This window comes from Mesocryomonas fontinalis, from assembly GCF_055730125.2.
Map to the genome: position 1 here is coordinate 329,281 of NZ_JBUZWG020000004.1, position 21,810 is coordinate 351,090.

Annotated in this window: 20 protein-coding genes; 10 read left to right on the top strand and 10 right to left on the bottom strand. The window is 67.3% G+C overall.

The annotated features are described in order from the left end of the window. Positions 1 to 29 precede the first annotated feature (29 nt). Positions 30 to 509 (bottom strand): CYTH domain-containing protein, encoded by a 480-nt coding sequence (locus ACZL02_RS12460; RefSeq protein WP_472939915.1) that lies wholly within the window; start codon positions 507 to 509, stop codon positions 30 to 32. Between the two features lie 92 nt (positions 510 to 601). Further along, the gene (locus ACZL02_RS12465) at positions 602 to 2,080 is read right to left on the bottom strand and encodes a protein adenylyltransferase SelO (protein ID WP_472939916.1); all 1,479 of its coding nucleotides are present in this window, start codon (positions 2,078 to 2,080) and stop codon (positions 602 to 604) included. 289 nt (positions 2,081 to 2,369) lie between these two features. Here ACZL02_RS12465 and msrA point away from each other — a divergent pair, with 289 nt between their 5' ends. Beyond that, positions 2,370 to 2,879, top strand: coding sequence for a peptide-methionine (S)-S-oxide reductase MsrA (gene msrA / locus ACZL02_RS12470; RefSeq protein WP_472939917.1), 510 nt, complete (start codon positions 2,370 to 2,372; stop codon positions 2,877 to 2,879). 158 nt (positions 2,880 to 3,037) lie between these two features. Here the strand turns inward: msrA and ACZL02_RS12475 are convergent, their stop codons facing one another. Then, positions 3,038 to 3,343 carry a hypothetical protein gene (locus ACZL02_RS12475; RefSeq protein WP_472939918.1) on the bottom strand — a complete coding sequence of 102 codons (306 nt, stop codon included), beginning with the start codon at positions 3,341 to 3,343 and terminating at the stop codon, positions 3,038 to 3,040. A 165-nt stretch (positions 3,344 to 3,508) separates the two neighbouring features. Then, the gene (locus ACZL02_RS12480; protein WP_472939919.1) at positions 3,509 to 4,501 is read right to left on the bottom strand and encodes a sugar-binding protein; all 993 of its coding nucleotides are present in this window, start codon (positions 4,499 to 4,501) and stop codon (positions 3,509 to 3,511) included. Positions 4,502 to 4,960: 459 nt separating this feature from the next. Between ACZL02_RS12480 and ACZL02_RS12485 the strand changes: the two genes are divergently transcribed. The 8 genes from ACZL02_RS12485 to ACZL02_RS12520 all read left to right on the top strand — a co-directional run bounded on the left by ACZL02_RS12485 (position 4,961) and on the right by ACZL02_RS12520 (position 14,805). Then, the gene (locus ACZL02_RS12485; RefSeq protein WP_472939920.1) at positions 4,961 to 5,701 is read left to right on the top strand and encodes an ATP-binding cassette domain-containing protein; all 741 of its coding nucleotides are present in this window, start codon (positions 4,961 to 4,963) and stop codon (positions 5,699 to 5,701) included. Positions 5,702 to 5,793: 92 nt separating this feature from the next. Continuing rightward, the gene (locus tag ACZL02_RS12490; RefSeq protein ID WP_472939921.1) at positions 5,794 to 6,792 is read left to right on the top strand and encodes an ABC transporter permease; all 999 of its coding nucleotides are present in this window, start codon (positions 5,794 to 5,796) and stop codon (positions 6,790 to 6,792) included. Positions 6,793 to 6,861: 69 nt separating this feature from the next. Further along, complete coding sequence (locus ACZL02_RS12495) at positions 6,862 to 7,758, top strand: NAD-dependent epimerase/dehydratase family protein (RefSeq protein ID WP_472939922.1); 897 nt, start codon at positions 6,862 to 6,864, stop codon at positions 7,756 to 7,758. Positions 7,759 to 8,263: 505 nt separating this feature from the next. Continuing rightward, a complete protein-coding gene (locus ACZL02_RS12500) occupies positions 8,264 to 10,060 on the top strand; it encodes a type I secretion system permease/ATPase (RefSeq protein ID WP_472939923.1) in 1,797 nt (598 codons plus the stop codon). Positions 10,061 to 10,112: 52 nt separating this feature from the next. Next, entirely contained in the window at positions 10,113 to 11,504 is a 1,392-nt protein-coding gene (locus tag ACZL02_RS12505) for an HlyD family type I secretion periplasmic adaptor subunit (RefSeq protein ID WP_472939924.1), read from the top strand. A 156-nt stretch (positions 11,505 to 11,660) separates the two neighbouring features. Then, positions 11,661 to 12,875 carry a glycosyltransferase family 4 protein gene (locus tag ACZL02_RS12510; RefSeq protein ID WP_472939925.1) on the top strand — a complete coding sequence of 405 codons (1,215 nt, stop codon included), beginning with the start codon at positions 11,661 to 11,663 and terminating at the stop codon, positions 12,873 to 12,875. Between the two features lie 50 nt (positions 12,876 to 12,925). After that, a complete protein-coding gene (locus tag ACZL02_RS12515) occupies positions 12,926 to 13,828 on the top strand; it encodes a glycosyltransferase family protein (protein WP_472939926.1) in 903 nt (300 codons plus the stop codon). Positions 13,829 to 13,830: 2 nt separating this feature from the next. Beyond that, complete coding sequence (locus tag ACZL02_RS12520; protein WP_472939927.1) at positions 13,831 to 14,805, top strand: rhamnan synthesis F family protein; 975 nt, start codon at positions 13,831 to 13,833, stop codon at positions 14,803 to 14,805. 10 nt (positions 14,806 to 14,815) lie between these two features. Here the strand turns inward: ACZL02_RS12520 and ACZL02_RS12525 are convergent, their stop codons facing one another. The 6 genes from ACZL02_RS12525 to rfbC form a co-directional block, all read right to left on the bottom strand. Then, positions 14,816 to 15,187, bottom strand: coding sequence for a hypothetical protein (locus ACZL02_RS12525; RefSeq protein WP_472939928.1), 372 nt, complete (start codon positions 15,185 to 15,187; stop codon positions 14,816 to 14,818). Positions 15,188 to 15,397: 210 nt separating this feature from the next. Next, on the bottom strand, positions 15,398 to 16,396 hold the full coding sequence (locus tag ACZL02_RS12530; protein ID WP_472939929.1) for a M23 family metallopeptidase: 999 nt from the start codon (positions 16,394 to 16,396) through the stop codon (positions 15,398 to 15,400). A gap of 81 nt (positions 16,397 to 16,477) precedes the next feature. Continuing rightward, positions 16,478 to 16,840: a hypothetical protein gene (locus ACZL02_RS12535; protein ID WP_472939930.1), complete on the bottom strand. Its 363-nt coding sequence runs from the start codon at positions 16,838 to 16,840 to the stop codon at positions 16,478 to 16,480. Between the two features lie 237 nt (positions 16,841 to 17,077). Then, a complete protein-coding gene (gene rfbD / locus ACZL02_RS12540; protein WP_472939931.1) occupies positions 17,078 to 17,956 on the bottom strand; it encodes a dTDP-4-dehydrorhamnose reductase in 879 nt (292 codons plus the stop codon). 1 nt (position 17,957) lies between these two features. Then, a complete protein-coding gene (rfbB, locus tag ACZL02_RS12545) occupies positions 17,958 to 19,049 on the bottom strand; it encodes a dTDP-glucose 4,6-dehydratase (RefSeq protein WP_472939932.1) in 1,092 nt (363 codons plus the stop codon). Then, entirely contained in the window at positions 19,046 to 19,621 is a 576-nt protein-coding gene (rfbC, locus tag ACZL02_RS12550) for a dTDP-4-dehydrorhamnose 3,5-epimerase (RefSeq protein ID WP_472939933.1), read from the bottom strand. Before rfbC ends, rfbB begins: the two co-directional genes overlap by 4 nt. A 344-nt stretch (positions 19,622 to 19,965) precedes the next feature. Here rfbC and lepA point away from each other — a divergent pair, with 344 nt between their 5' ends. Beyond that, positions 19,966 to 21,786: a translation elongation factor 4 gene (lepA, locus tag ACZL02_RS12555; protein ID WP_472939934.1), complete on the top strand. Its 1,821-nt coding sequence runs from the start codon at positions 19,966 to 19,968 to the stop codon at positions 21,784 to 21,786. The last annotated feature ends 24 nt before the right edge of the window (positions 21,787 to 21,810 follow it).

The following is a 21,810-nucleotide window of genomic DNA, read 5'->3' on the forward strand; positions in this document are numbered from 1 at the left end:
GAAAGTTCGGGGGCTAGAGGTTCGTGAGGCTAAAGCTTCGTGGCGGCGTCCGGGATGCCGGCCGTCGCCAGCCGGACATTGGAGAAGGCGGGATCGCCGGTGACTTCGCGGCCGAGAAATGCCGGGAGCACGACGACATCGGTTTCCGTCTCGAGCTCGATCTCGGCGACGATCAGCGGCGCAAGCTCTCCTTCGAAGACGTCGATCTCGATGAGATGGTCGCCATGCGGCAGCCGGTACCGGCGCTTGGCGATGGTGATGCCGACGCGCGCGGGCTCGAGGTCGAGCGCATCGGCCAAGGGGATCGGATACTCGAACTCGCCGCGCGCAAAACCATTGCCGGTCTTGATGGTGAGGAAGGCGTCGCGCCCGTCGACGATGCGGACGCGGACGGAAAAGGCATCGCGGCGGCCGAGATAGAACTGCCGGATCGAGACGCTGTCGCTGCCGGAAACGGTCTGCCAGCTGTCGTCTCGGACAAGAAACTTACGCTCAATTTCAATTCCCATGCCGAAAGCATGGGGCAGCCTTCTGTCATGATCCAGTGTCGGACGGGAGAAAGCCGCGCGGATCTCGCCGCCCGCGCGGCCTGCGGGAACGCTCAGGTGCCGCAGAAGGTCTGGTACGGCCGCTCGCCCGGCACCGGGACATTGGCATAATCCGCAAATTCCGGCCGATCGGCATAAGGTTCCGCCAGCGCCGCGACGAGGCGCTCGAACGGCGCGAAATCCCCGGCGCCGATCGCTGCCGCGATCATCTTCTCGACCTCGGCATTGCGCGGAATGATCGCCGGGCTGACGCCCCGCATCGCGGTCCGCCGTCCTTGCGGATCGCCGCCCTCCTCGGCCAGCCGCGCGCGCCAGCGGACCGCCCATTCGTCGAACGCCTCGGGCGCCGCGAACAGCACGCGAACGGCGCCGTCCGCTGCGGGATCGGCGGCGGCATCGGCGAGGCGCCGGAAGGTCAAGGTGTGATCCGCCTTGCCCGTCGCCATCCGGCCGAGCAGGTCCTGCGCCAGCGCGTCGTCCCCTTCCCGCGCCGTGGTCAGCCCGAGCTTCTGGCGGAGGCCGCCGAGATAGGCGGCGTGGAAGAGGTCGGCAAAGCCTGCCAGCGACGCCTGCGCGATCTCGATCGCCGCCGCTTCGTCCTCGGCCAACAGCGGCAGCAGGCATTCGGCGAGCCGCGTCAGGTTCCACTGGGCGATGCCGGGCTGGTTGGAGAAAGCGTAGCGGCCATAATGGTCGATCGACGAGAAGACGGCAGCCGGGTCATAGGCGTCCATGAAGGCGCAAGGGCCGTAATCGATGGTCTCGCCGGAGATCGACATGTTGTCGGTGTTCATCACCCCGTGGATGAAGCCGACCAGCATCCAGCGCGCCACCAGATCCGCCTGGCGCCCGATCACGCCGTCGAGCAATGCGCGATAGGGGAATTCGGCGAGCGCCGCGTCGGGATAGTGCCGGGCGATGGCGTGGTCGGCGAGATGCTTCAAGGCCGCCCCGTCGCCTTGCGCGGCGAAGAACTGGAAGGTGCCGATGCGGATGTGGCTCGCCGCCACCCGCGCCAGCACGGCGCCCGGCAGGTCGGTCTCGCGGATGACGCTGTCGCCGGTCGTCGTCACCGCGAGCGCGCGCGTCGTCGCGATGCCGAGCGCCGCCATCGCCTCGCTGACGGCATATTCGCGCAGCACCGGCCCGAGCGCCGCCCGCCCGTCGCCACGGCGGGAGAAGGGCGTCGGACCCGATCCCTTCAGCTGGATGTCGCGGCGACCACCATCGCGGTCGACGACTTCGCCGAGAAGAATGGCCCGCCCATCGCCGAGCTGCGGCGTGAAACTGCCGAACTGGTGGCCGGCATAGGCGAGCGCGATCGGCTCGGCGCCGAGCGGGATCCGCTTGCCCGCGAGGATCTCGGCGCCCTCCGGCGTTTCCAGGGCATCCGGGTCGAGGCCGAGCTGGACGGCGAGGTCCCGGTTCAGCTTGATCAGCCGCGGCGTTGTCGGCGGCGTCGGCAGCACCCGGGCATAGAAGTTCTCGGGCAGGCGGGCATAGCTGTTGTCGAACGGTATCAGGGCCGTCATTCAGCCTCTCCCACAAATTGCATCGACGCTCTCATCCCCTGGATATAGGAGGCGCCGGCGCGATGGTCAGCGGGGGCCGGGCTGCGCGGCCCGATTTCGCCGAGTGCCGCCCGCCAACCCATGGCCGCATCGGGGGTGCCGCAGCGCTGTATTTCCGGCGGATGCGTCGCGGCACGGCTTTCGTTCCCGCTGCGCCTTGAAGCCAGGAACAGCCGGCGAACCGGCTGGAAACGAAGCGGAAACTTCCTATCTCAAGGGTCCAGGGAACCAATCCGATAGGAGACATCCGATGACCACCGAACGCGCCGTTCTGGCAGGGGGCTGCTTCTGGGGAATGCAGGATCTGATCCGCAAGATGCCGGGCGTCGTCTCGACCCGCGTCGGCTATTCCGGCGGCGACGTCAAGAACGCCACCTACCGCAACCACGGCACCCATGCCGAGGCGATCGAGATCAATTTCGAGCCGTCGGTGATGAGCTACCGCCAGCTGCTGGAATTCTTCTTCCAGATCCACGACCCGTCGACGCCGAACCGCCAGGGCAACGACCGCGGCCCCGGCTACCGCTCGGCGATCTTCTATGCGAGCCCGGAGCAGAGGGCCGTGGCCGAAGACACCATCGCCGATGTCGACGCGTCCGGCCTGTGGCCCGGAAAGGTGGTGACCGAGCTTTCGCCGGTGGGTGATTTCTGGCTCGCCGAGCCGGAGCACCAGGACTACCTCGAGCGCATTCCGAACGGCTACACCTGCCACTTCATCCGGCCGAACTGGCGCCTGCCACGACGGGCCGACGCGGCCTGACGACCGCCGCAAGGCGAGTTGTTCCGACAAAAAGACGGCGCCGCTGGAAGTGGCGCCGTCTCTCGTTGGGGGTGAGAGACTATAAGGCGTGAGAGACTATGGGCTTTACGAGGCTCAGCAGCGCCACCCGAAACGGCCTGCGCGCCCCTGCGGCGTGCTCAGGCGGCGATCGCCATGCGGTCGATGACGCTCAGCCGCTCCAGCGGCAGATGCCGGTGCTCGACTTCGAGGCCCCGGGTTTCGGCCTCGGCGATGATCTCGCGCATCGTCGCGGTCAGCGGCAGGTCGTCATAGACGGCGATTGCCTCGACCCGGCCGAGCCATCCCATCGACGATGCGAGGTAGGCCTCGTCCGTGGCGCCCCGCGCGGCAGTCGGCATGTCGCCGCGTGCTTTCGCATCGAGGATCGCCGAATCGGTGTAGCCGCGGCGATGCCGGGGGGCGAGGAGAAGGACGTGACGCATGGTATCGAGTTCCGTGACAGTGCCGGCCTTGTGCCTTCCGAAAGCGACGGGAGAATGACATCGGGCCGACCCATGGAGACAGGCCGGCCCGATTGCACGAGACGCGCGACAACGGGGAAGAACTGAAATGGCTCCCCGTCGCCGGTGTTATTTCTGGATGCGGCGTTATTTCTGGATGCAGGTGTCGACGGTTTCCCGGGTGCACTCGTCGAGGCCGGTGAAGACCGGGTCTGCGACGGGCTTGCCCTCGATCAGGTCGATCATGACGCCGGGAGCCTTGTAGCCCATCTCGAACGGCCGCTGGCCGACGAGCGCGGTGACGAGGCCTTCCTTGGCGATCGCCACCTCGTCGCCGATCGTGTCGGCGGCGGCGATCACGAAGTCGCCGCTGGCGATCCGCTCGGCCAACGGCTTGACGAGATCGCGGTAGGGCTGCGGCGCCCCGAACAGTGGCCAGCCGCCCTCGATGGCGAAGGCGTCGAGATCGGGATTGGCGGCGAGGATGTCGGTCATCGCCTGAACGCCGCGGGCGCCGTCGTCATTGGTGAAGACCGGGCAGCCCGAGACCTCGGTCCAGCCGGCCTCGCCGGCGAGCGCGGCGATGCCCTTCTGCCCGGTCAGCGCGTCGCGCGTGCCCTGTGCCCGGCGCAGGATGTTGTCGGCGCCGGGATTGCCCTGGATCGAGCAGATCTTGCCGCCTTTCGGCTTCGCCTTCTTGATGTACTCGCCGAGCTTGAAGCCGAGGAGGTAGTTGTCGGTGCCGAGATAGGTCTTGCGCAATCCGGCATCGTCGGCGGAGAGGTCGGCGTCGAGCGTCATCACTGGGATGGTCGGCGCGGCGGTCTTCAGCGTCTGGGCGATCAGCTTGGCGTTGGACGGCGAGATCGCCATCGCCACCGTATCGGCCTTGCCCAGCATGTCCTGGATGATCTGCGCCTCGCCGACCTCGTCGGAGGTCGAGGCCGGCCCGGTGTAGAAGCATTCATACTCGGAACTGGCGTTCTCGCTGTTCCACTTCTGGCAGCCCTGGTTGATCGCCTCGAAGAAGGGGTTGTCGAGGCCCTTCACGACGATCACCAGCTGCTTCTTGGCCAGAGCCGGCCCGGCGCCCGCCAGCGCCATGGTGGCCGCGGCCAGCAGCAGAGTGAGTTTGCGCATGGTGTTTCCTCCCGAGATGCCCCGCCGGCCCTTCTGGACCTGGCTGTGCGATGGTGGCCGCCGCCCTGTTGCCGGGCGATCCGCCATGAAACCGGCTTTCCCGAAGGACCGGCATGAGCAGAGGGGACGGCGACGTGGCCGCCGAACATCGACTGCCCCTCGCTGGCCCGAACGTTATCAATGGAATACGCCCTCAGTATTGCTGCAACCGCTCAATGCCAGCGCAGTGCAACAATAGAGCGACCCCATCCCTTGGCGATCATGTAATCGAGAGCGTGAAGCAGCGTCAATCTGCGCTGCGAAAACTTGGTTATATTTGCTTGGCTGATGGTTGACGGCCGGACGCAGACTGTGCGGTATGGCATCCGCACGATGCCCCCCGCCTGCGGGGATGCGGCCAGAGCCTTCGGCGGAGATCGAAGCCGGCGCCGCGCATCCTGCACGGGAGGAAAGCGGCACGTGTCGGTACTACAGCTCATCAACGTGTCGAAGCATTTCGGCGCCATCCACGCGGTGAACGACGTGTCGTTCACGCTGCAGCCCGGCGAGGTGGTCGGCCTGATGGGCGACAACGGCGCCGGCAAGTCGACGCTGGTCAAGATGATCGCCGGCAACTTCCGGCCGACGCATGGCAGCTTGAAGATGAACGATACCGAACTCGTCATGAACAAGCCGGTCGAGGCGCGCCAGCACGGCATCGAGATCGTCCACCAGGACCTGGCGCTCTGCAACAATTTGACGGCGGCGGCGAACGTCTTCCTCGGCCGCGAGCTGAAGCGCGGCGTCGGGCCGTTCAAGATCCTCGACTATGCCGCGATGTACAAGCGCTCGGCGCAGATCTTCGCCGAGCTTAAATCCGAGACCCGGCCGCGCGACCTCGTTCGCAAGATGTCCGGTGGCCAGCGCCAGGCGGTGGCGATCGGCCGCACGCGGCTGTCGGACGCCAAGATCGTGCTGATGGACGAGCCGACCGCGGCGATCTCCGTCCGCCAGATCGCCGAGGTGCTGAACCTCATCCGCCGCCTTCGCGACCAGGGCATCACCGTCGTCCTCATCAGCCACCGCATGCCCGACGTCTTCGATGTCGCCGACCGCGTCATCGTCATGCGCCGCGGCCGCAAGGTCGCCGACAAGACGACGGCCGCCAGTTCGCCCGAGGAGGTCACCGGCCTTATCACCGGCGCGATCGAGACGGCCTGAACCATGGCCGCAAAACCTTTCCCGCCCCCGCGACCTTCCCGTCTTGCAGCGTCCTGCGGGCCCCTTCCTTCCGGCAATACGACAGGTCGACCATGGCATTGACGCTGGACCAACCCCTCGAGCAGAAGCCGAAAAGCTGGCTCTCCCAGCAGTTCGCGAGCCAGACCTTCTGGGTCTTCGTCGCGGTGATCCTCGCGTGCCTCTTCCTGTCGGTCGCGACCGATTCCTTCGCGACGTCGAAGAACCTCTACAACATCACCCGCAACGTCACCTTCGTCGCGATCATCGCGCTCGGCATGACGCTGGTGATCATCTCCGGCGGCATCGACCTGTCGGTCGGCTCGGTGCTCTGCCTCACCAGCATGGTGCTCGCCGTCACCATGCACGCCGGCTACTCGATCGAGGTCGGCATCGCCGCGGCCATCGGCACGGCGCTGGTGGTCGGCGCGTTCAACGGCATCCTCATCGCCTATCTCGACTATCCGCCCTTCGTGGTGACGCTCGGCATGCTGTCGATCGCCCGCAGCCTTGCGATGGTCGCCTCCAACAACACCGTGGTGTTCGAGTTCGGCCCGGACCACCAGCAGCTTCTGGCGCTCGGCGGCGGCGCCTGGCTGTTCGGCATCGCCAACCCCGTCGTCTACATGGTGGTGCTCGGACTCGTGATGGGCTTCGTGCTGCGCTGGACAAGCTTTGGCCGGCATGTCTTCGCGATCGGCGGCAACGAGCACGCGGCGACCCTCACCGGCATTCCGGTGAAGCCGATCAAGGTCGCGGTCTACATGATCTCGGCGGTGATGGCGGGGATCGCCGGCATCATCCAGACCGGCTGGCTTGGCGCTGTCACGACGAACATCGGCTCTGGCATGGAGCTGCAGGTGATCGCTGCCGCGGTCATCGGCGGGGCGAACCTTGCCGGCGGCATCGGCACGGCGCTCGGCGCCATCATCGGCGCCGCGCTGATCGAGGTGATCCGCAACAGTCTCGGGCTGCTCGGCATCAACGCGTTCTGGCAAGGCGTCTTCATCGGCGGCGCGATCCTCCTTGCCGTGCTGTTCGACCGCATCCGCAATTTTCGCCAGAGCCAGTAGCACCCGGCCGGCACCCCCTTATATGCGGTCGCCCGCAAGGCGGCCGCCTTCGCATTCCTGGAGAACATCATGAGCAAGCGCATCGTCTTCACCGGCGGCACCGGCAAGGCCGGGCGCCATGTCGTGCCCTACCTCACCCAGCGCGGCCACACCGTCCTCAACGTCGACCTTTTGCCGCTGCCGCATCCCGGCGTGAACACGCTGATCGCCGACATCTCCGACAGCGGGCAGATGTTCAACGCGCTCTCCAGCCATTTCGACCTCGGCGACTACGAGACCGGCAAGGGCCCGGCTGAGATCGACGCCGTCGTGCACTTCGCCGCCGTGCCGCGCGTCCAGATCCGGCCGGACAACGAGACCTTCGCGATCAACACGATCGGCACCTACAACGTCATCGAGGCGGCGGTGAAGCTCGGCATCAAGAAGATCATCATCGCTTCCAGCGAGACCACCTACGGCGTCTGCTTCGCCGACGGCGACAAGGACTTCCATTCGCTGCCGCTGGAGGAGGATTACGACAGCGACCCGATGGACAGCTACGGCCTCTCGAAAGTCCTGAACGAGAAGACGGCGCGCGCCTTCGCCATGCGCTCTGGCGCCGACATCTATGCCCTGCGCATCGGCAACGTCATCGAGCCGCACGAATACGACATGTTTCCAAAGTTCCTCGCCGACCCGATGTCGCGCAAGCGCAATGCCTGGAGCTACATCGACGCCCGCGACCTCGGCCAGATCGTCGATCTCTGCATCGAAAAGGACGGGCTCGGCTTCCAGGTGTTCAATGCCGTCAACGATACCATCACCGCCCGCGAGCCGACCGCCGACTTTCTCGCCAAGCACGTGCCGAACATCAAGCTGAGCCGTCCGCTCGACGGCTTCGAGGCGCCGCTCTCGAACCGCAAGATCCGCGACGTGCTGGGCTTTCGCGAAGAGCACGACTGGCGGAAATACGTCGACGCCAGCTGAGCGCGCGGCATCCCGCCCCCCGTCGCCCTGGCCTTCGCAGCCGTGCGACGGGGGAGACCGGGGCCGGCCGCGACACGCGGCATAACTGCCGAGATGCGCGGGTCCGAGGGCGCCAGCTGTACCGCCTTCCCACGGTCGCGCCGTACAGGCTGGTGCCCTCGGCATTTCCCCAGCAGGCTTCCGGGATGGACAGCCGGCGGAACTCTCCGGCCGGAAACAGCGACCGCGTGACGGCTCTCCCCGGGCCGGACAGCGCACCAGAGCGCGGCTTGCCGGTTCGGGCGCGGTCCTTCGACGCAGCCGGCACTCGGTGAGGCAGGCCATCCGCGCGTGCCGGCATTCGCCGCCTTGTGTGGCTGCAATACCTTCCTCTACGGAAAATACGCGGCTGGCGTCCTATTCCGGAAATGAAGAGGCTCGACAAACTCCTTTACCGCCGTGTAAATCGCCGTAGAGTTGCGGCTTGCCATCGGCCGCGCGTCGAGCGGACAGTATAAGGCAGGCTATGAGCTCACATGCACCGCAGTCGGCCAAACCTCCGCTCGCCCCGGAACTGAAGTCTGCCCTCAAGGCATCGGCCCGACCGCTGACGTTTGCCGCCATCTTCTCGTTCGGCTCGAACATTCTGTTCTTGGCGATGCCGCTTTACATGATGCAGGTCTATTCCCGTGTCGTGGTCTCCGGCTCGGTGCCGACCCTCCTCTATCTGACCATCGCCGCGACGAGCGCCTTCATCGTGATGAGCGCGCTGGAAGAGCTGCGCGGCCGCATCCTGATCAAGATCGGGACGATGATCGACCGCCGGCTGGCGCCGCGGCTGCTCGATGCCGTGGTCGCCGCGGGCCTCAGGGCCGGCCGCCCGGTGCGCAGCCACGTGCTGCGCGATCTCGACACGTTTCGGCAGGGCCTCGCCGGCAGCGTCACCAACGCCGTGCTCGATGCACCCTGGGCGCCGATATTCCTCGCCGTCATCTGGATCGTCGACTGGCGGCTCGGCCTGCTGTCGACCGTCGGCGCCTTCCTGCTGCTCGGCCTTGCCGCGCTCAACGAATATGTCACCCGCCCGGCCATGCGCGAGGCCAACATCGCCGGCCAGCGCTCCTACAGCGCCACCGATTCCGGCCTGCGCAACGCCGAAGTCATCCACGCCATGGGCATGCTGCCGGGCCTCGCCAAGCGCTGGAACGGAGACCGCCTCGCCATGCTGCAGGCGCAGGAAACCGCGTCCGAGCGCGGCGGCACGGTGTCGGCGGCGATCCGCTTCCTGCGGATGTTCCTGCAGATCGCCATCCTCGGCGGCGGCGCGCTGCTGGTGATCGACGGCCTCACCGGCCCCGGCGTGATGTTCGGCTCGATGATGCTGATGGGCAAGGCGCTGGCGCCGGTCGAGCGGGCCGTCGGCTCCTGGCAGGCGATTATCCAGACCCGCCAGGCCTTCAGCCGTCTGAACGCCCTGCTGAACGAGTTTCCGGCCCGCGAGACCGGCATGGAACTGCCGCGTCCGGTCGGCCGGCTCTCGGTCGAGCAGGTCGTCTACGCCTTCCCCGGCACGCAGAAGGCGCTGTTGAAGAGCCTCAACTTCGCGCTGGAGCCCGGCGACTGCCTCGGCCTGATCGGTCCCTCGGGCGCCGGCAAGTCGTCGCTCGCCCGGCTGCTGATCGGCGTCTCGCAGCCGACCGCCGGCGCAGTGCGCCTCGACGGTGCCGAGATGCACTCCTGGGGCCGCAACCACATCGGCCGCCATGTCGGCTATCTGCCGCAGGACGTCGAGCTGTTCTCCGGCACGGTGCGCGACAACATCAGCCGCTTCGTCGCGACACCCGATGATGCCAAAGTGCTGGAAGCCGCGGGCATGGCCGGCATCCACGACATGATCCTGCGCCTGCCCGACGGCTACGACACCGAACTCGGCGACGGCGGGGCCATGCTGTCGGTCGGCCAGCGCCAGCGCGTCGCGCTCGCCCGGGCGCTCTACGACAAGCCCTCCTTCGTGGTGCTGGACGAGCCGAACGCCAGCCTCGACTCCGATGGCGAGAATGCCCTCCTCGCGGCCATTCTCGAGCTGCGGAAGATGGGCTCGACCGTCGTGGTGATCTCGCACCGCATGTCGGCGCTGAAGTTCGCCAACAAGATCCTGCTGCTGCGCGACGGCGTGATCGAGAACTTCGGTCCGCGCGACGCCGTCCTCGCCAAGCTGATGCCGACGCCGGTCCCGCAGGCAGGTTCGGCGGCCGGCGAAGCCGCGGCGCCCCGCGTTACCGACGCCACCACCCCGATCGGGGCCGGGGCGTCATCGTCCTGAAGGCCGACCCGACGAGGGTTTTTCGTCGCCATCCGAGTTGAAAGAAGCGTCGATGTCAGTTGTAGCTTTCAGAAAGCCCTCCGAAGAGCCGGAAGCTTCCACCGCCCTCGCGACGGCAAGGCCGACGGCATTGGCTGTCAACGAGCCGCCGGAGGATTTCGATACCGGCATGCGCCGGCCGATCATGATCGGCTCGATCATCGTCGGGGTCTTCGTCGTCGGCCTCGGCATCTGGGCGACCTTCGCCCCGCTTGGCGCCGCGATCATGGCGGCCGGCGTCGTCAAGGTCGAGGACAACCGCAAGGTCGTCAAGCAGCGCGACGGCGGCATCATTTCGCAGGTCCTGGTCCGCAACGGCCAGACGGTGGCGAAGGGCGACGTCCTCGTCCGGATGGACGACGTGCAGGCGCGCTCGGCCTTCGAGGTCTACGACAACCAGTACATGAACCTTCTGGCGCGGCGCTCGCGGTTTATGGCGGAAGGCGCTGGCGTCCAGGAGGTCTCCTTCCCGCCGGCCCTGACCCAGCGCCAGAACGAGGCGGCGGTCGCCGGCCTGATGAGCGACCAGACGAGCCTCTTCGAAAAGCGCCGCCAAGCGATCCGCAACCAGGCGAGCATTTTGGAGCAGCGGCTGGCCCAGCTGAACACCCGCATTTCCGGCTATCAGGCGCAGATCGACGCGATCGCCAGCCAGAGCTCCCTCATCGCCCAGGAACTCGTCGGCACCAAGTCGCTGGCCGAGCGCGGCTTCGGCACCAAGACCAAGGTCCTGGAGCTGCAGCGCGTCGCCGCCGGCCTCGACGGCCAGATCGGCAGCCTCAAGGCGCAGATCGCCGAGGCCGAGCAGGCCAAGGGCGAGACCCAGATGCAGATCAACCGGCTGTTCGAGGATCACCTGACCGAAGGCAGCCAGGGCCTCAGCGACATCCAGGGCGACCTCGCCAACATCCTGCCGCGGCTGCAGTCGGCCAAGGCGACGCTCGATCTCGTCGAGGTCAAGGCGCCCGCCGCCGGTACCGTATTCGGCCTCACCCAGTTCACCAATGGCGGCATCGTCTCGCCGGGCGAACGGCTGATGGAGATCGTGCCGAGCAACAGCCCGATGATCATCGAGGCGAACCTGCCGACCACCGACATCGCCGAGGTAAAGGCGGGGATGCGGGCCGAGGTCAAGCTGACCGCCTACAACCAGAGCATCACGCCGTCGGTCTGGGGCGAGGTCACCAAGGTCTCGGCCGACCGCGTGACCCTCGACAACGGCACGTCCTTCTACACCGCCGAGGTCCGCATCGACCCGGCATCGCTGTCGCATGCGGCCCAGGACCTCCAGCTCTACCCCGGCATGCCGGCGGAGGTCATCATCCCGACCACGGCGCGCACCGCCCTGCAATATCTCGTCGGGCCGGTGACGCATTCGATGAGCCAGGCTTTCCGCGAGCGCTAGGCCACCTCACCCCAGCTGCCAGGGCATCCTCTGCGGGGCGCGGGTCTCTCTTGCCCGGCGGAGGATGCAGGACGCCGGCCCGCGCGATATGCTGTGACAGGCGCGACCGGCATGACAGGCGTGAAAGAAAAGGGACGTCCGTGTCCCACAGGATCCATGATCAAGAACAAGCGACTGATCTTCATTCACCAGAATTTTCCGGGGCAGTTCCTGCATCTCTGCCGGGAGCTGGCGCCGCATAACAAGATCACCTTCATCACCAAGAACACGCCCAACCGGCTGCCGAACATCGAGCTGATCGCCTACCAGCCGCACCGCAAGACGACGCCCAACATCCACCCCTACCTCACGACGATCGAGGACGGCATCCTGCATGGCCAGGCGGTGGCGCGGATCCTGCTGCAGCTGAAGAACAGCGGCGTGAAGCCGGACCTCATCATCGGCCATTGCGGCTGGGGCGAGACGCAGTTCGTCAAGGACATCTTCCCCGACGTGCCGCTGCTCAGCTATTTCGAGTTCTTCTACAGCGCCACCGGCGCCGATGTCGGCTTCGATAAGGAGTTTCCGTCGAGCGACGAGCTGAAGTTCCACCTGCGCAGCCGCAACCAGCTGCTGCTCAGCTGCCTCGAGGCGACCGACCGCGGCATCTCGCCCACCTGGTGGCAGCAGAGCCGGTTTCCCGAGGCCTATTCCGCCAAGGTCTCGGTCATCCACGACGGGGTCGACACCGCGGTGCTCAGAGCCGCCGACAAGCCCTCGGTCACCCTCAACGGCATCACCTTTGACGGCACGGTGCCGCTGGTGACGTTCGTCGCGCGCAATCTCGAGCCGTATCGTGGCTTCCACGTCTTCATGCGGGCCGCCGAGCGGATCCTGAAGAAGCACCCGACGGCGCAGATCGTCATCGTCGGCGGCGACGGGGTCAGCTATGGCGCCAAACTCCCGGAAGGCGAGAGCTACAAGGCGCGGGCGCTGAAGGAGGTCACGATCGACGAGAAGCGGGTGCACTTCGTCGGCCGAATCGACTACGAGGTGTTCAAGCAGATGCTGCAGGTCTCCGATGCGCACGTCTACCTGACCTATCCCTTCGTCCTGTCCTGGTCGATGCTGGAGGCGATGGCGACGGAGTGTCTGGTGATCGGCTCGCAGACGCAGCCGGTCGAGGAGGTCATCCGGCACGGGCAGAACGGACTGCTCGTCGACTTCTTCGATCCGGAGGGCATTGCCGATACCGTGGTGGACGCGATCTCGAAGCCCGAGAACTACCGCGCGATGCGCAAGGCGGGTCGGCAGACGGTGATCGACCGCTACGACCTGCACGGCGTCTGCTTGCCCCGTCAGAAAGCCTTGATCGAGGGCATGATGGGGTAAGACGGGGAACGAAGGCGGCGCTCGGCGGCGCCGATGAACGGATATACTGGATGCCGCTTCGCGACGCAGACATCGCCATCGCCATCACGGTCTACCGCCCCAATGAAACCTTGCTGCAGTCCCTCATCGCGGTCGCCACCGGTTTCGGCGGGCCCGTCCTCGTCCATGTCGATGGCCCGACAGGCGAGGCCATCGAGCCGTCCCTCCTTGCCGCATTGCGGGCCGACAGCCGCCTCTCCTTGCTGCAGACAGAGGCGAATGCCGGCATCGGTGCGGGGCTCAACCGTCTGGTGGAAGCGGCAGAGCAGCGGGGCTGCCAAGCGATCCTCTTCTTCGACCAGGACAGCACGCCGACGCCCGACATGGCCCGGCGCCTCGGCGATGCCTTCGACGATCTGGACGCCCGGGGATACCGCCCGGCGGCAGTCGGGCCGGCGCTCGGTGCCGATCCGGAGGCGCCGACCAAGGTGCCACACTACCGCGACCGCCCGGTTGTCGGCGCCCCCGCCGCCTACCGCGCGACCGATTTCCTCATCACCTCCGGCAGCCTGACGACGCTTGCCGCGCTCAGCGCCATCGGCGGCTTCGAGGCCCGCTACCGGATGGATGCGATCGACGTCGAATGGTGCTTCCGCGCCTGGTCGAAGGGCTATTCGGTCTGGTGCGTGCCGGGCGTCACCATGCGGCACCGGGTCGGCGAGGGCATCGTCGAGGTCGGCGGCCTGCGGTTTCCCCGCCAGTCCACCGCGCGCATGCAGAGCTATGCGCGCAACCAGTTCCACTTGCTGCGCCTCGCCCACATTCCCGCCCGCTGGAAGCTGCGCACCCTCGTCTACGTGCCGCTGCAGCTGGCCGCCTTCGTCGCACGGACGCCGCACGGAAAGGCCCCGCTGGCCGGACGGCTGCTGCGCGCGCTGGCGGACGGGCTCACGGCCCGCTTCGATCGGACATGAGCATGCCAGAGCACCCAATTTCGCCCGCGGCACCCGCGTCCTCCGGATCACCCTCCGGCAAGGCTCAAATATCCGCGGCACCGATCGCCGTCTTCGTCCACGTCCATTTCACCGACGTCTGGGAATGGATGGCGCCGTGGATCGCCGGCAACCTACGGCGGCCCTTCCACCTCGTGCTGACGACCTCCGATGACGCCGCGGGCTTCATCCTTCCCGAGACGCCGTTCCTCCTGTCGCACCGGGTCCTGCGGACCGAGAACCGCGGCCGCGACGTCCGCCCGTTCCTCGAGGCGAGCGGCGCCGACCTCGACTACGCCATCGGCCTGAAGCTGCACACCAAGCGGTCCACCCACCGGCTCGACGGCGCCGACTGGGGGAGGATGCTGGTCGAGGGGCTGCTGCCGGACCCTCAGGCGGTCGAGCGGCTGCTGCAGACGATGGAAGCCGATCCGCGCCTTGCGCTCGTTGGGCCGGACGGCATGCTGGTCTCGATGGCGCCCTGGATGCAGAAGAATGCCAAGCCGATGCGGCGGATCTCGCAGCGGCTGGGGCTCGCCTATGGCGAGGGGCTCCGGCGCACGCCGGTCTTTGCCGCGGGATCGATGTTCTGGTTCCGCAAAAACGCCTTCGCCGCCTTGCCGGGCGCCGCGCTCGACGATCTGTTCGAGCCGGAACAGGGCCAGGTCGACGGTACCGCCGCGCACGCGCTGGAGCGGCTGTTCTCGCTGTTGGCCGAGGCCGATGGCGGCGTGGTCACCACAATGCGAGGCGCGGCGGGCTCGGCGTCCGCCATGGACCTGGCGGAACTGCGGGCGATCTCGCGCCGGCTGGCGGACCAGCCGAACGACTTCCTCGTGCCGCTCGGCCGCAAGATCCGGTTCCTCCTTCGGGTGCCGGGCCTCCGCGCTCTCTACCAGGCGATGCCGACCTGGCTGCGGCGCGGCGCGCGGACGCTCCGGCGCTTCGACAGGCCTTGACGGCGCGCGCTCAGTCGACCGTGACGCTGTAGGCGCGGGCGGTGCCGTCGGCGGTCGTCAGCGTGAAGGCATCAGTGCCCTTGAAGCCCGGCGAAGAGGTGTAGAACACGACGATGGCGGGCACCGTGATGCCGGGGCAGGCCGGGAAGCTGTTGGTCTTGACGTCCGCCTGCTGCAGCTTGATCTGGCCGTGCGCCGCAAGCTTTGACGGGGTCAGCGTCGGCGCGGGGTTGGGCTTGCAGTCGGCCCCGACCGACCCGACCCAGCCGGCGCGCACTTCCTTCCCGGCCTTGGCAGCAACGCTCACCGGCGCTGCCGTCTGTGCGGCGGCAGGAACGGCGAGCAGGCCGAGGAGGATGGCGGGGAGAGCGAATGACTTCATCATGGAAAACCTTGGCTGCTTCGGGAAGGGGCCTGCCGGGTTCTGCCGGGTTAGGGGGATCGCTCGACAGGTCGCCGCAGGGGACATGCTGCAACCTGACCTAGCGGAAGCGTCCTGGCAAGGTTCGCGACAATTCAGGGAGGCATGCCTCGCCTGCCCAGAGTGCACCGGGGGAGGCGACCGCCTCGACGCCCTTTTTTTTTGCGGCAGCTATTGGACGACGTCGACATCGACCGTGCGCGCCTCGACCACGGCGTCTCCCCGCAGCACCTGCGTCTCGATCCGGTAGCGGCCCGGCACGGGGCTGCGCTTGCGTCCCGCGAACTGTGAATAGCTCGCCTTATTCCCGGCGAGCGGCTCGCCAACGGCGTCCGCGAAGACCCCGCCCGCGGGGTCATTGATCAGCAGGCGGATCCGGTCGCCGCCCTTCAGGTTGGCGAACCAGCCCCAGCCGACCGTCGCGACCGATGCCGCTGTCGGGGCTGGCGGCGGGCCGTTCGTGACGAGGCCGTCATTGGCAAAGACGCTGCCGGCCAGCCCGACACCGATGATGTGGTGCGTGGCGGTGCCGAGCCATGCCGCGGCCGCCGGGCTCCAGAGCGGGTGGCGGTCCGCCGTCGCTGCCACGCAGCCTGCCCCGACCTTGCGGCCGGTCGAGGGATCGACCGCGACACCGGCGTGCCGGACCGTGACGTGGACATGCGGGAACTGCGCCCAGCCGGAGGCACCGACGAAGCCGAGCGTTTCGCCCGCGGCGACCGGGCCGGCGGTCTTGACGAGCGAGCCTTGCTTCATGTGGCAGTACTGCGTCTCCCAGCCGTTGCCGTGGTCGATCACCAGGCCGTTGCCGCATTCCTTGCCGCCGAAAGTACCCGCCGCCTCGGCTCCGCCCGACAGTCTGTCGGGCTCGCCGTCGCGGCCGCGCAGGATCGTGCCCGCGGCCATGGCGACGACGGGCACGTCGCGGGTGATGTCCTTCAGCGAGGCGATGCGGATGTCGGTCCCGTCATGGCCGTCATAGGTCGCCCCGCCGCAGAACGGATCGCTCGCCCCGGCGCCCGCCTGCATGTCGGGAAACTGCTGGACCAGGCACTCCGCCTGCGGATCGCAGGCGATCGGGACGCCGAAGGCAGGCGTCGCCTCCTCGGCCAAGGCGACCGGCGTCAGGAGCAACAGGGCAAGGGCGGAGAGGCAAAGGGACAGACGCATGCGGGTGACGGCTTTCCGGAACGAGGGGCGTCGCCGACATCGGCGCGCGTTGGGCGTCGGCGGAGGGCTGGGCCGGCCCACTCAGTCGCGCGGGTTGGCGCGCATGCTGTCGTCGAAATCGAGCGGCATGCAGGCCTCCTCGGTCTCGAGGTCGCGCATGTGGCTGGTGACGGCACCGTCGCGGCGGATCACCCAGACCGGCGACACCTCCTCGCACTCGCGGCAGCGGAAATGCAGGCTGGAGACGATCGGCGGCTTCGCGTCCACCGGCGGCAGCTGGCTGAACATCTCGTGCGGGCCGGCATGGTCGCGCTCGTCGTGGCCGCAATGCGGGCAGAGAAGATAGCTCGGCCCCGTCACCACCGGCGGCGCATCGGGAAACGCGTGCCGCGAGACGTCGATGATCGGCGCATTCTCGTCGAAGATCAGAAAGCGCGATCGCATCCCTGTCGGCCTTCCCTGTCGGCGCCCGCCACGCAGCGGCGCAGCCTGTCGCCGATCGCAAGGCGCGGCGGCGACATTCCCTAGGGTCAGTCCTACAGCATTGGCAGGCAATCCTACAGCCCGCCCAGCTTACCTTGCTTTTTTCGCCGCGGGCGGCTGCCGGGCGGCGGGGAGCAAGCTGGCACCCCGCCTTGTTATCCGCTCATCGCGTCGAGGCCGCGATCGTCCCGTCAGGCGTCAGGCGTCGAGCGCTGCCAGGCAACGGCCGACGCCATCCTGCCAAGACGGCAGGCGGTGGCCGAAGACGCCGTTGAAACGGGCGGTGTCGAGGCGGGAATTGGCCGGGCGGTGGGCCGGCGTCGGATAGTCCGCCGTGCCGATCGCCTCGACGCTGGCCGACGGTCCGCCGCGGGCCGCCGACTGGCGGAAGATCTCGGCGGCGAAATCGGCCCAGTTCGTCGTCCCCGCCGCGACGAGGTGGAAGACGCCACGCCAGTCCTCGGCCGCAGGCGATGCCAGCATGCGGCGGGCGACGACGACGATCGCCTCGGCGATGTCGGGCGCGTAGGTCGGCGTACCCTGCTGGTCGCCAACCACCCGCAGCGCGTCGCGCGTGGCGGCGAGCTTCAGCATGGTCTTCAGGAAGTTGTTGCCATAGGGGCTGTAGACCCAAGCGGTGCGCAGGACCGCCGCGTGGGGATTTTCAGCCAGCACCGCCGTCTCCCCCTCGAGCTTGGAGCGGCCGTAGACGCTGACCGGGCCGGTCGCGTCGCTCTCGACATAGGGCTCGGCCTTGTCGCCGGGAAACACGTAGTCGGTCGAGATGTGGATGATCGGCAGCCCGGCAGCAGCGGCCGCGGCCGCGGCATGGCCGGCACCGTCGCGGTTTGCGGCGAAGGCCGCGTTCACGTCGGTCTCCGCCCGGTCGACCGCCGTGTAGGCGCCGGCGGAGACCACGACGTCCGGCCGGTGCGCGGCGATCGCGCGGTCGAGGCTGGCGCGATCGGTGATGTCGAGCTCGGGCCGGCCGAGTGCGACGATCTCCAGATCAGGCGCGGCGAGCGCCATGAGCGAGGTCGCGACCTGCCCGCTGCGCCCGGTGACGAGAAGCTTCATGTCAGGAGGCCTCGACCACGGGCGCGGCGGCACTGGCGGTGGCGCCGAGGCGCTCGCCGGCATACTTGCCCGCGCGGATCGGCCCCCACCAGCTCTCGTTGGCGAGATACCAGGCAATGGTCTTCTCCAGACCGGTCTCGAAGGTCTCTTTTGCCTTCCAGCCCAGCTCGCCCTCGATGCGGGTGGCGTCGATGGCATAGCGCAGGTCGTGGCCCGGGCGGTCGCTGACGAAGTCGATCAGGCTGCGGCGGCTCTGGCCGTTCGCCAGCGGCGGTGCCAGCCGGTCGAGCGTGTCGCAGATGGCGTGGACGACATCGAGGTTGGAGCGCTCGTTGCGGCCGCCGATGTTATAGGAGCGGCCGGCGGCGCCGGTGGTCGCGACCATCGCCAGCGCGCGGGCGTGATCGTCGACGAACAGCCAGTCGCGGACGTTCTCGCCCTTGCCGTAGACCGGCAGACGTTTGCCCTCGAGACCGTTGAGGATCATCAGCGGGATGAGCTTCTCGGGGAAATGGTAGGGGCCGTAATTGTTCGAGCAGTTCGAGAGCACCACCGGCAGGTGGTAGGTGTGGTACCAGGCCATCGCCAGGTGATCGGACGCGGCCTTCGAGGCCGAATAGGGCGAGGACGGCGCGTAGGGCGTCTCCTCGGTGAACAGGCCGCCGTCGAGCGGCAGGTCGCCGAACACTTCGTCGGTCGAGATGTGGTGGAACCGGAAGCCCGCCTTCTTCTCACCCTCGAGGCCAGACCAGTAGGCGCGCACGGCTTCCAGCAGCTCGTAGGTGCCGACGATGTTGGTGTTGATGAAATCGCCGGGACCGTCGATCGAACGGTCGACATGGCTTTCGGCCGCAAGGTGCATGACCGCGTCGGGCATCTCGCGCTTCAACAGATCGGTGACGAAGGCGCGGTCGAGGATGTCGCCCTTGGCGAAGACGTAGCGCGGGTCGTTCTCGATCGAGGCCAGCGAGACGAGGCTCGCGGCATAGGTCAGCTTGTCGAGATTGACCACCGAGTGCGGGGTCTCGTTGATGAGGTGGCGGCAGACCGCCGAACCGATGAAGCCGGCGCCGCCGGTGACGATGATCTTCACTTGCGGCTTTCCTCGTAGATGAAGGGAGCGTTGGCCTCGGCGAGCGTCGGCGCGGCCTCGTCCTTTGCGGAGAGCACCGGCGTCTTGCCGCCGAGCGGCCAGTCGATGGCGAGCGCCGGATCGTCGTAGCGGATCGAGCGATCGTGGCTCCCGGAATAGGGCGCGGAGACCTTGTAGAAGACTTCCGTGTCCGGCTCGAGCGTCAGAAAGCCGTGGGCGAAGCCGACCGGCACCAGCAGTTGGTTGAACGCCTCGGCCGACAGCTCCACCGCGACCCATTTGCCGTAGGATGGCGAGCCGCGCCGGATGTCGACGGCGACGTCGAGGATGCGGCCGCGCAGCACGCGCACCAGCTTGTCCTGGGCGAAGGGCGGCTCCTGGTAGTGCAGGCCGCGCAAGGTGAAGATGTCCTTGGAATAGGACTGGTTGTCCTGCATCCAGTCGATCTCGATTCCGACGCCCGAGAGACGCTGACGGTTGAACGTCTCGGCGAAGAAGCCGCGATCGTCGCCGAAACGCCGCGGCGTCAGTTCCACGACATCCGCGATCTCGAGCTTTCTTACGTCCAGCATGCAGCAGTCCTAATTCCAGGGTCGGAGGCTGCTTTTTGCGCGATCGAATTGAGGCGGGCAATAGACAAGTGCAATTTAGCCGCCCGCATCCCCTGCCCCTGGCCCCGTGCGGGCCCGACGCGCCTTGCCCTGGCGCGGCCTTGCTCGCGCCGTGTCGCCAGGAAATGGCTTGCCGTGGATCGGCCGCCGCCGTCCGGTCGTACCCCGCCGGCGGCAGCAGGAGACCCCGGAGCCGGCTCGAAGGCCCTTGCCGGAGGGCGCCGGAGGAGCACCGCGCCCGGCGTCTGCGATGCGCATCGCCCCCCGTTGAAAAACCGGTATCGAATATCGCTCAAATTGCTTATATGCGGGCCATGAGCACCCCTACGCCCCTCGACCATATCCGCAATTTCTCCATCGTGGCGCATATCGACCACGGCAAATCGACGCTGGCCGACCGTCTGATCCAGACGACCGGCGGGCTGGAAGCGCGCGAGATGACCGAGCAGGTGCTCGACTCGATGGACATCGAGCGTGAGCGCGGCATCACCATTAAGGCGCAGACGGTGCGGCTGCATTACGTCGCCAAGAACGGCGAGACGTACATCCTCAACCTCATCGACACGCCCGGCCATGTCGACTTCGCCTACGAGGTGTCGCGTTCGCTCGCCGCCTGCGAGGGCTCGCTGCTGGTCGTAGATGCGGCACAGGGCGTCGAGGCGCAGACCCTCGCCAACGTCTACCTCGCGCTCGACAACGGCCATGAGATCGTGCCGGTGCTGAACAAGATCGACCTCCCTGCCGCCGAGCCGGACAGGGTGAAGGAGCAGATCGAGGAGGTGATCGGCCTCGACGCCTCGGACGCCGTGATGATCTCGGCGAAATCCGGCATCGGCATCGGCGATGTGCTGGAGGCGATCGTCCACCGCCTGCCGCCGCCGAAGCAAGGCGACCGCTCGGCGCCACTGAAGGCGATGCTGGTCGACAGCTGGTACGACGCCTATCTCGGCGTCGTCGTGCTGGTGCGGATCATCGACGGCGAGCTGAAGAAGGGCCAGATCATCCGCATGATGGGGACGGACGCGAAATACCCGGTCGACCGGGTCGGCGTCTTCACCCCGAAGATGGTGAACCTCGACGTGCTCGGCCCCGGCGAGCTCGGCTTCATCACCGCCTCGATCAAGGAAGTCGCCGACACCCGCGTCGGCGATACCATCACCGAGGACAAGCGCCCGACGACGACCATGCTGCCGGGCTTCAAGCCGGCGCAGCCGGTGGTGTTCTGCGGCCTGTTCCCGGTCGACGCCGCGCAGTTCGACGATCTCCGCGCCGCGATGGGCAAGCTCCGCCTCAACGATGCAAGCTTCTCGTTCGAGATGGAATCCTCGGCGGCCTTGGGTTTCGGCTTCCGCTGCGGCTTCCTCGGCCTCCTCCACCTCGAGATCGTCCAGGAGCGCCTCTCCCGCGAATTCGACCTCGACCTCATCGCGACCGCCCCCTCGGTGGTCTACGACATCAAGCTGACCGACGGCTCGACCATCCAGCTGCACAATCCCGCCGACATGCCGGACGTGATGAAGATCGTCGAGATCCAGGAGCCCTGGATCAAGGCGACCATCCTCACCCCCGACGACTATCTCGGCAATATCCTGACGCTCTGCCAGGAGCGGCGCGGCGTGCAGACCGACCTCTCCTATGTCGGCAAGCGCGCCATGGTGACCTACGAGCTGCCGCTGAACGAGGTGGTGTTCGACTTCTACGACCGGCTGAAATCGATCTCCAAGGGCTATGCCTCGTTCGACTACTCGCTGATCGAATACCGCGAGGGCGACCTGGTGAAGCTGTCGGTTCTGGTCAATGCCGAGCCGGTCGACGCGCTGTCGATGCTGGTCCACCGCGCCCAGGCCGAGCGCCGCGGCCGGGCGATGTGCGAGAAGCTGAAGGACCTGATCCCCAACCACCTCTTCAAGATCCCGATCCAGGCTGCGATCGGCGGCAAGGTGATCGCCCGCGAGACCATCTCGGCGCTCCGCAAGGACGTCACCGCCAAGTGCTACGGCGGCGACGCCACCCGCAAGCGCAAGCTCCTCGACAAGCAGAAAGAGGGCAAGAAGCGCATGCGCCAGTTCGGCAAGGTGGATATCCCGCAGGAAGCGTTCATCGCGGCATTGAAGATGGATAGCTGACGGGACAGAGTTCGAGTGACGGCG

Bases quoted from the DNA above. Each gene is read 5' to 3' on its own strand.
- lepA (WP_472939934.1), top strand. From the start codon at position 19,966: ATGCGGGCCATGAGCACCCCTACGCCCCTCGACCATATCCGCAATTTC.
- ACZL02_RS12520 (WP_472939927.1), top strand. From the start codon at position 13,831: ATGCCAGAGCACCCAATTTCGCCCGCGGCACCCGCGTCCTCCGGATCA.
- ACZL02_RS12490 (WP_472939921.1), top strand. From the start codon at position 5,794: ATGGCATTGACGCTGGACCAACCCCTCGAGCAGAAGCCGAAAAGCTGG.
- ACZL02_RS12505 (WP_472939924.1), top strand. From the start codon at position 10,113: ATGTCAGTTGTAGCTTTCAGAAAGCCCTCCGAAGAGCCGGAAGCTTCC.
- ACZL02_RS12525 (WP_472939928.1), bottom strand. From the start codon at position 15,187: ATGAAGTCATTCGCTCTCCCCGCCATCCTCCTCGGCCTGCTCGCCGTT.
- ACZL02_RS12500 (WP_472939923.1), top strand. From the start codon at position 8,264: ATGAGCTCACATGCACCGCAGTCGGCCAAACCTCCGCTCGCCCCGGAA.
- rfbC (WP_472939933.1), bottom strand. From the start codon at position 19,621: ATGCTGGACGTAAGAAAGCTCGAGATCGCGGATGTCGTGGAACTGACG.
- ACZL02_RS12530 (WP_472939929.1), bottom strand. From the start codon at position 16,396: ATGCGTCTGTCCCTTTGCCTCTCCGCCCTTGCCCTGTTGCTCCTGACG.
- msrA (WP_472939917.1), top strand. From the start codon at position 2,370: ATGACCACCGAACGCGCCGTTCTGGCAGGGGGCTGCTTCTGGGGAATG.
- ACZL02_RS12475 (WP_472939918.1), bottom strand. From the start codon at position 3,343: ATGCGTCACGTCCTTCTCCTCGCCCCCCGGCATCGCCGCGGCTACACC.
- ACZL02_RS12465 (WP_472939916.1), bottom strand. From the start codon at position 2,080: ATGACGGCCCTGATACCGTTCGACAACAGCTATGCCCGCCTGCCCGAG.
- ACZL02_RS12460 (WP_472939915.1), bottom strand. From the start codon at position 509: ATGGGAATTGAAATTGAGCGTAAGTTTCTTGTCCGAGACGACAGCTGG.
- ACZL02_RS12495 (WP_472939922.1), top strand. From the start codon at position 6,862: ATGAGCAAGCGCATCGTCTTCACCGGCGGCACCGGCAAGGCCGGGCGC.
- ACZL02_RS12515 (WP_472939926.1), top strand. From the start codon at position 12,926: ATGCCGCTTCGCGACGCAGACATCGCCATCGCCATCACGGTCTACCGC.
- ACZL02_RS12535 (WP_472939930.1), bottom strand. From the start codon at position 16,840: ATGCGATCGCGCTTTCTGATCTTCGACGAGAATGCGCCGATCATCGAC.
- ACZL02_RS12510 (WP_472939925.1), top strand. From the start codon at position 11,661: ATGATCAAGAACAAGCGACTGATCTTCATTCACCAGAATTTTCCGGGG.
- ACZL02_RS12480 (WP_472939919.1), bottom strand. From the start codon at position 4,501: ATGCGCAAACTCACTCTGCTGCTGGCCGCGGCCACCATGGCGCTGGCG.
- rfbD (WP_472939931.1), bottom strand. From the start codon at position 17,956: ATGAAGCTTCTCGTCACCGGGCGCAGCGGGCAGGTCGCGACCTCGCTC.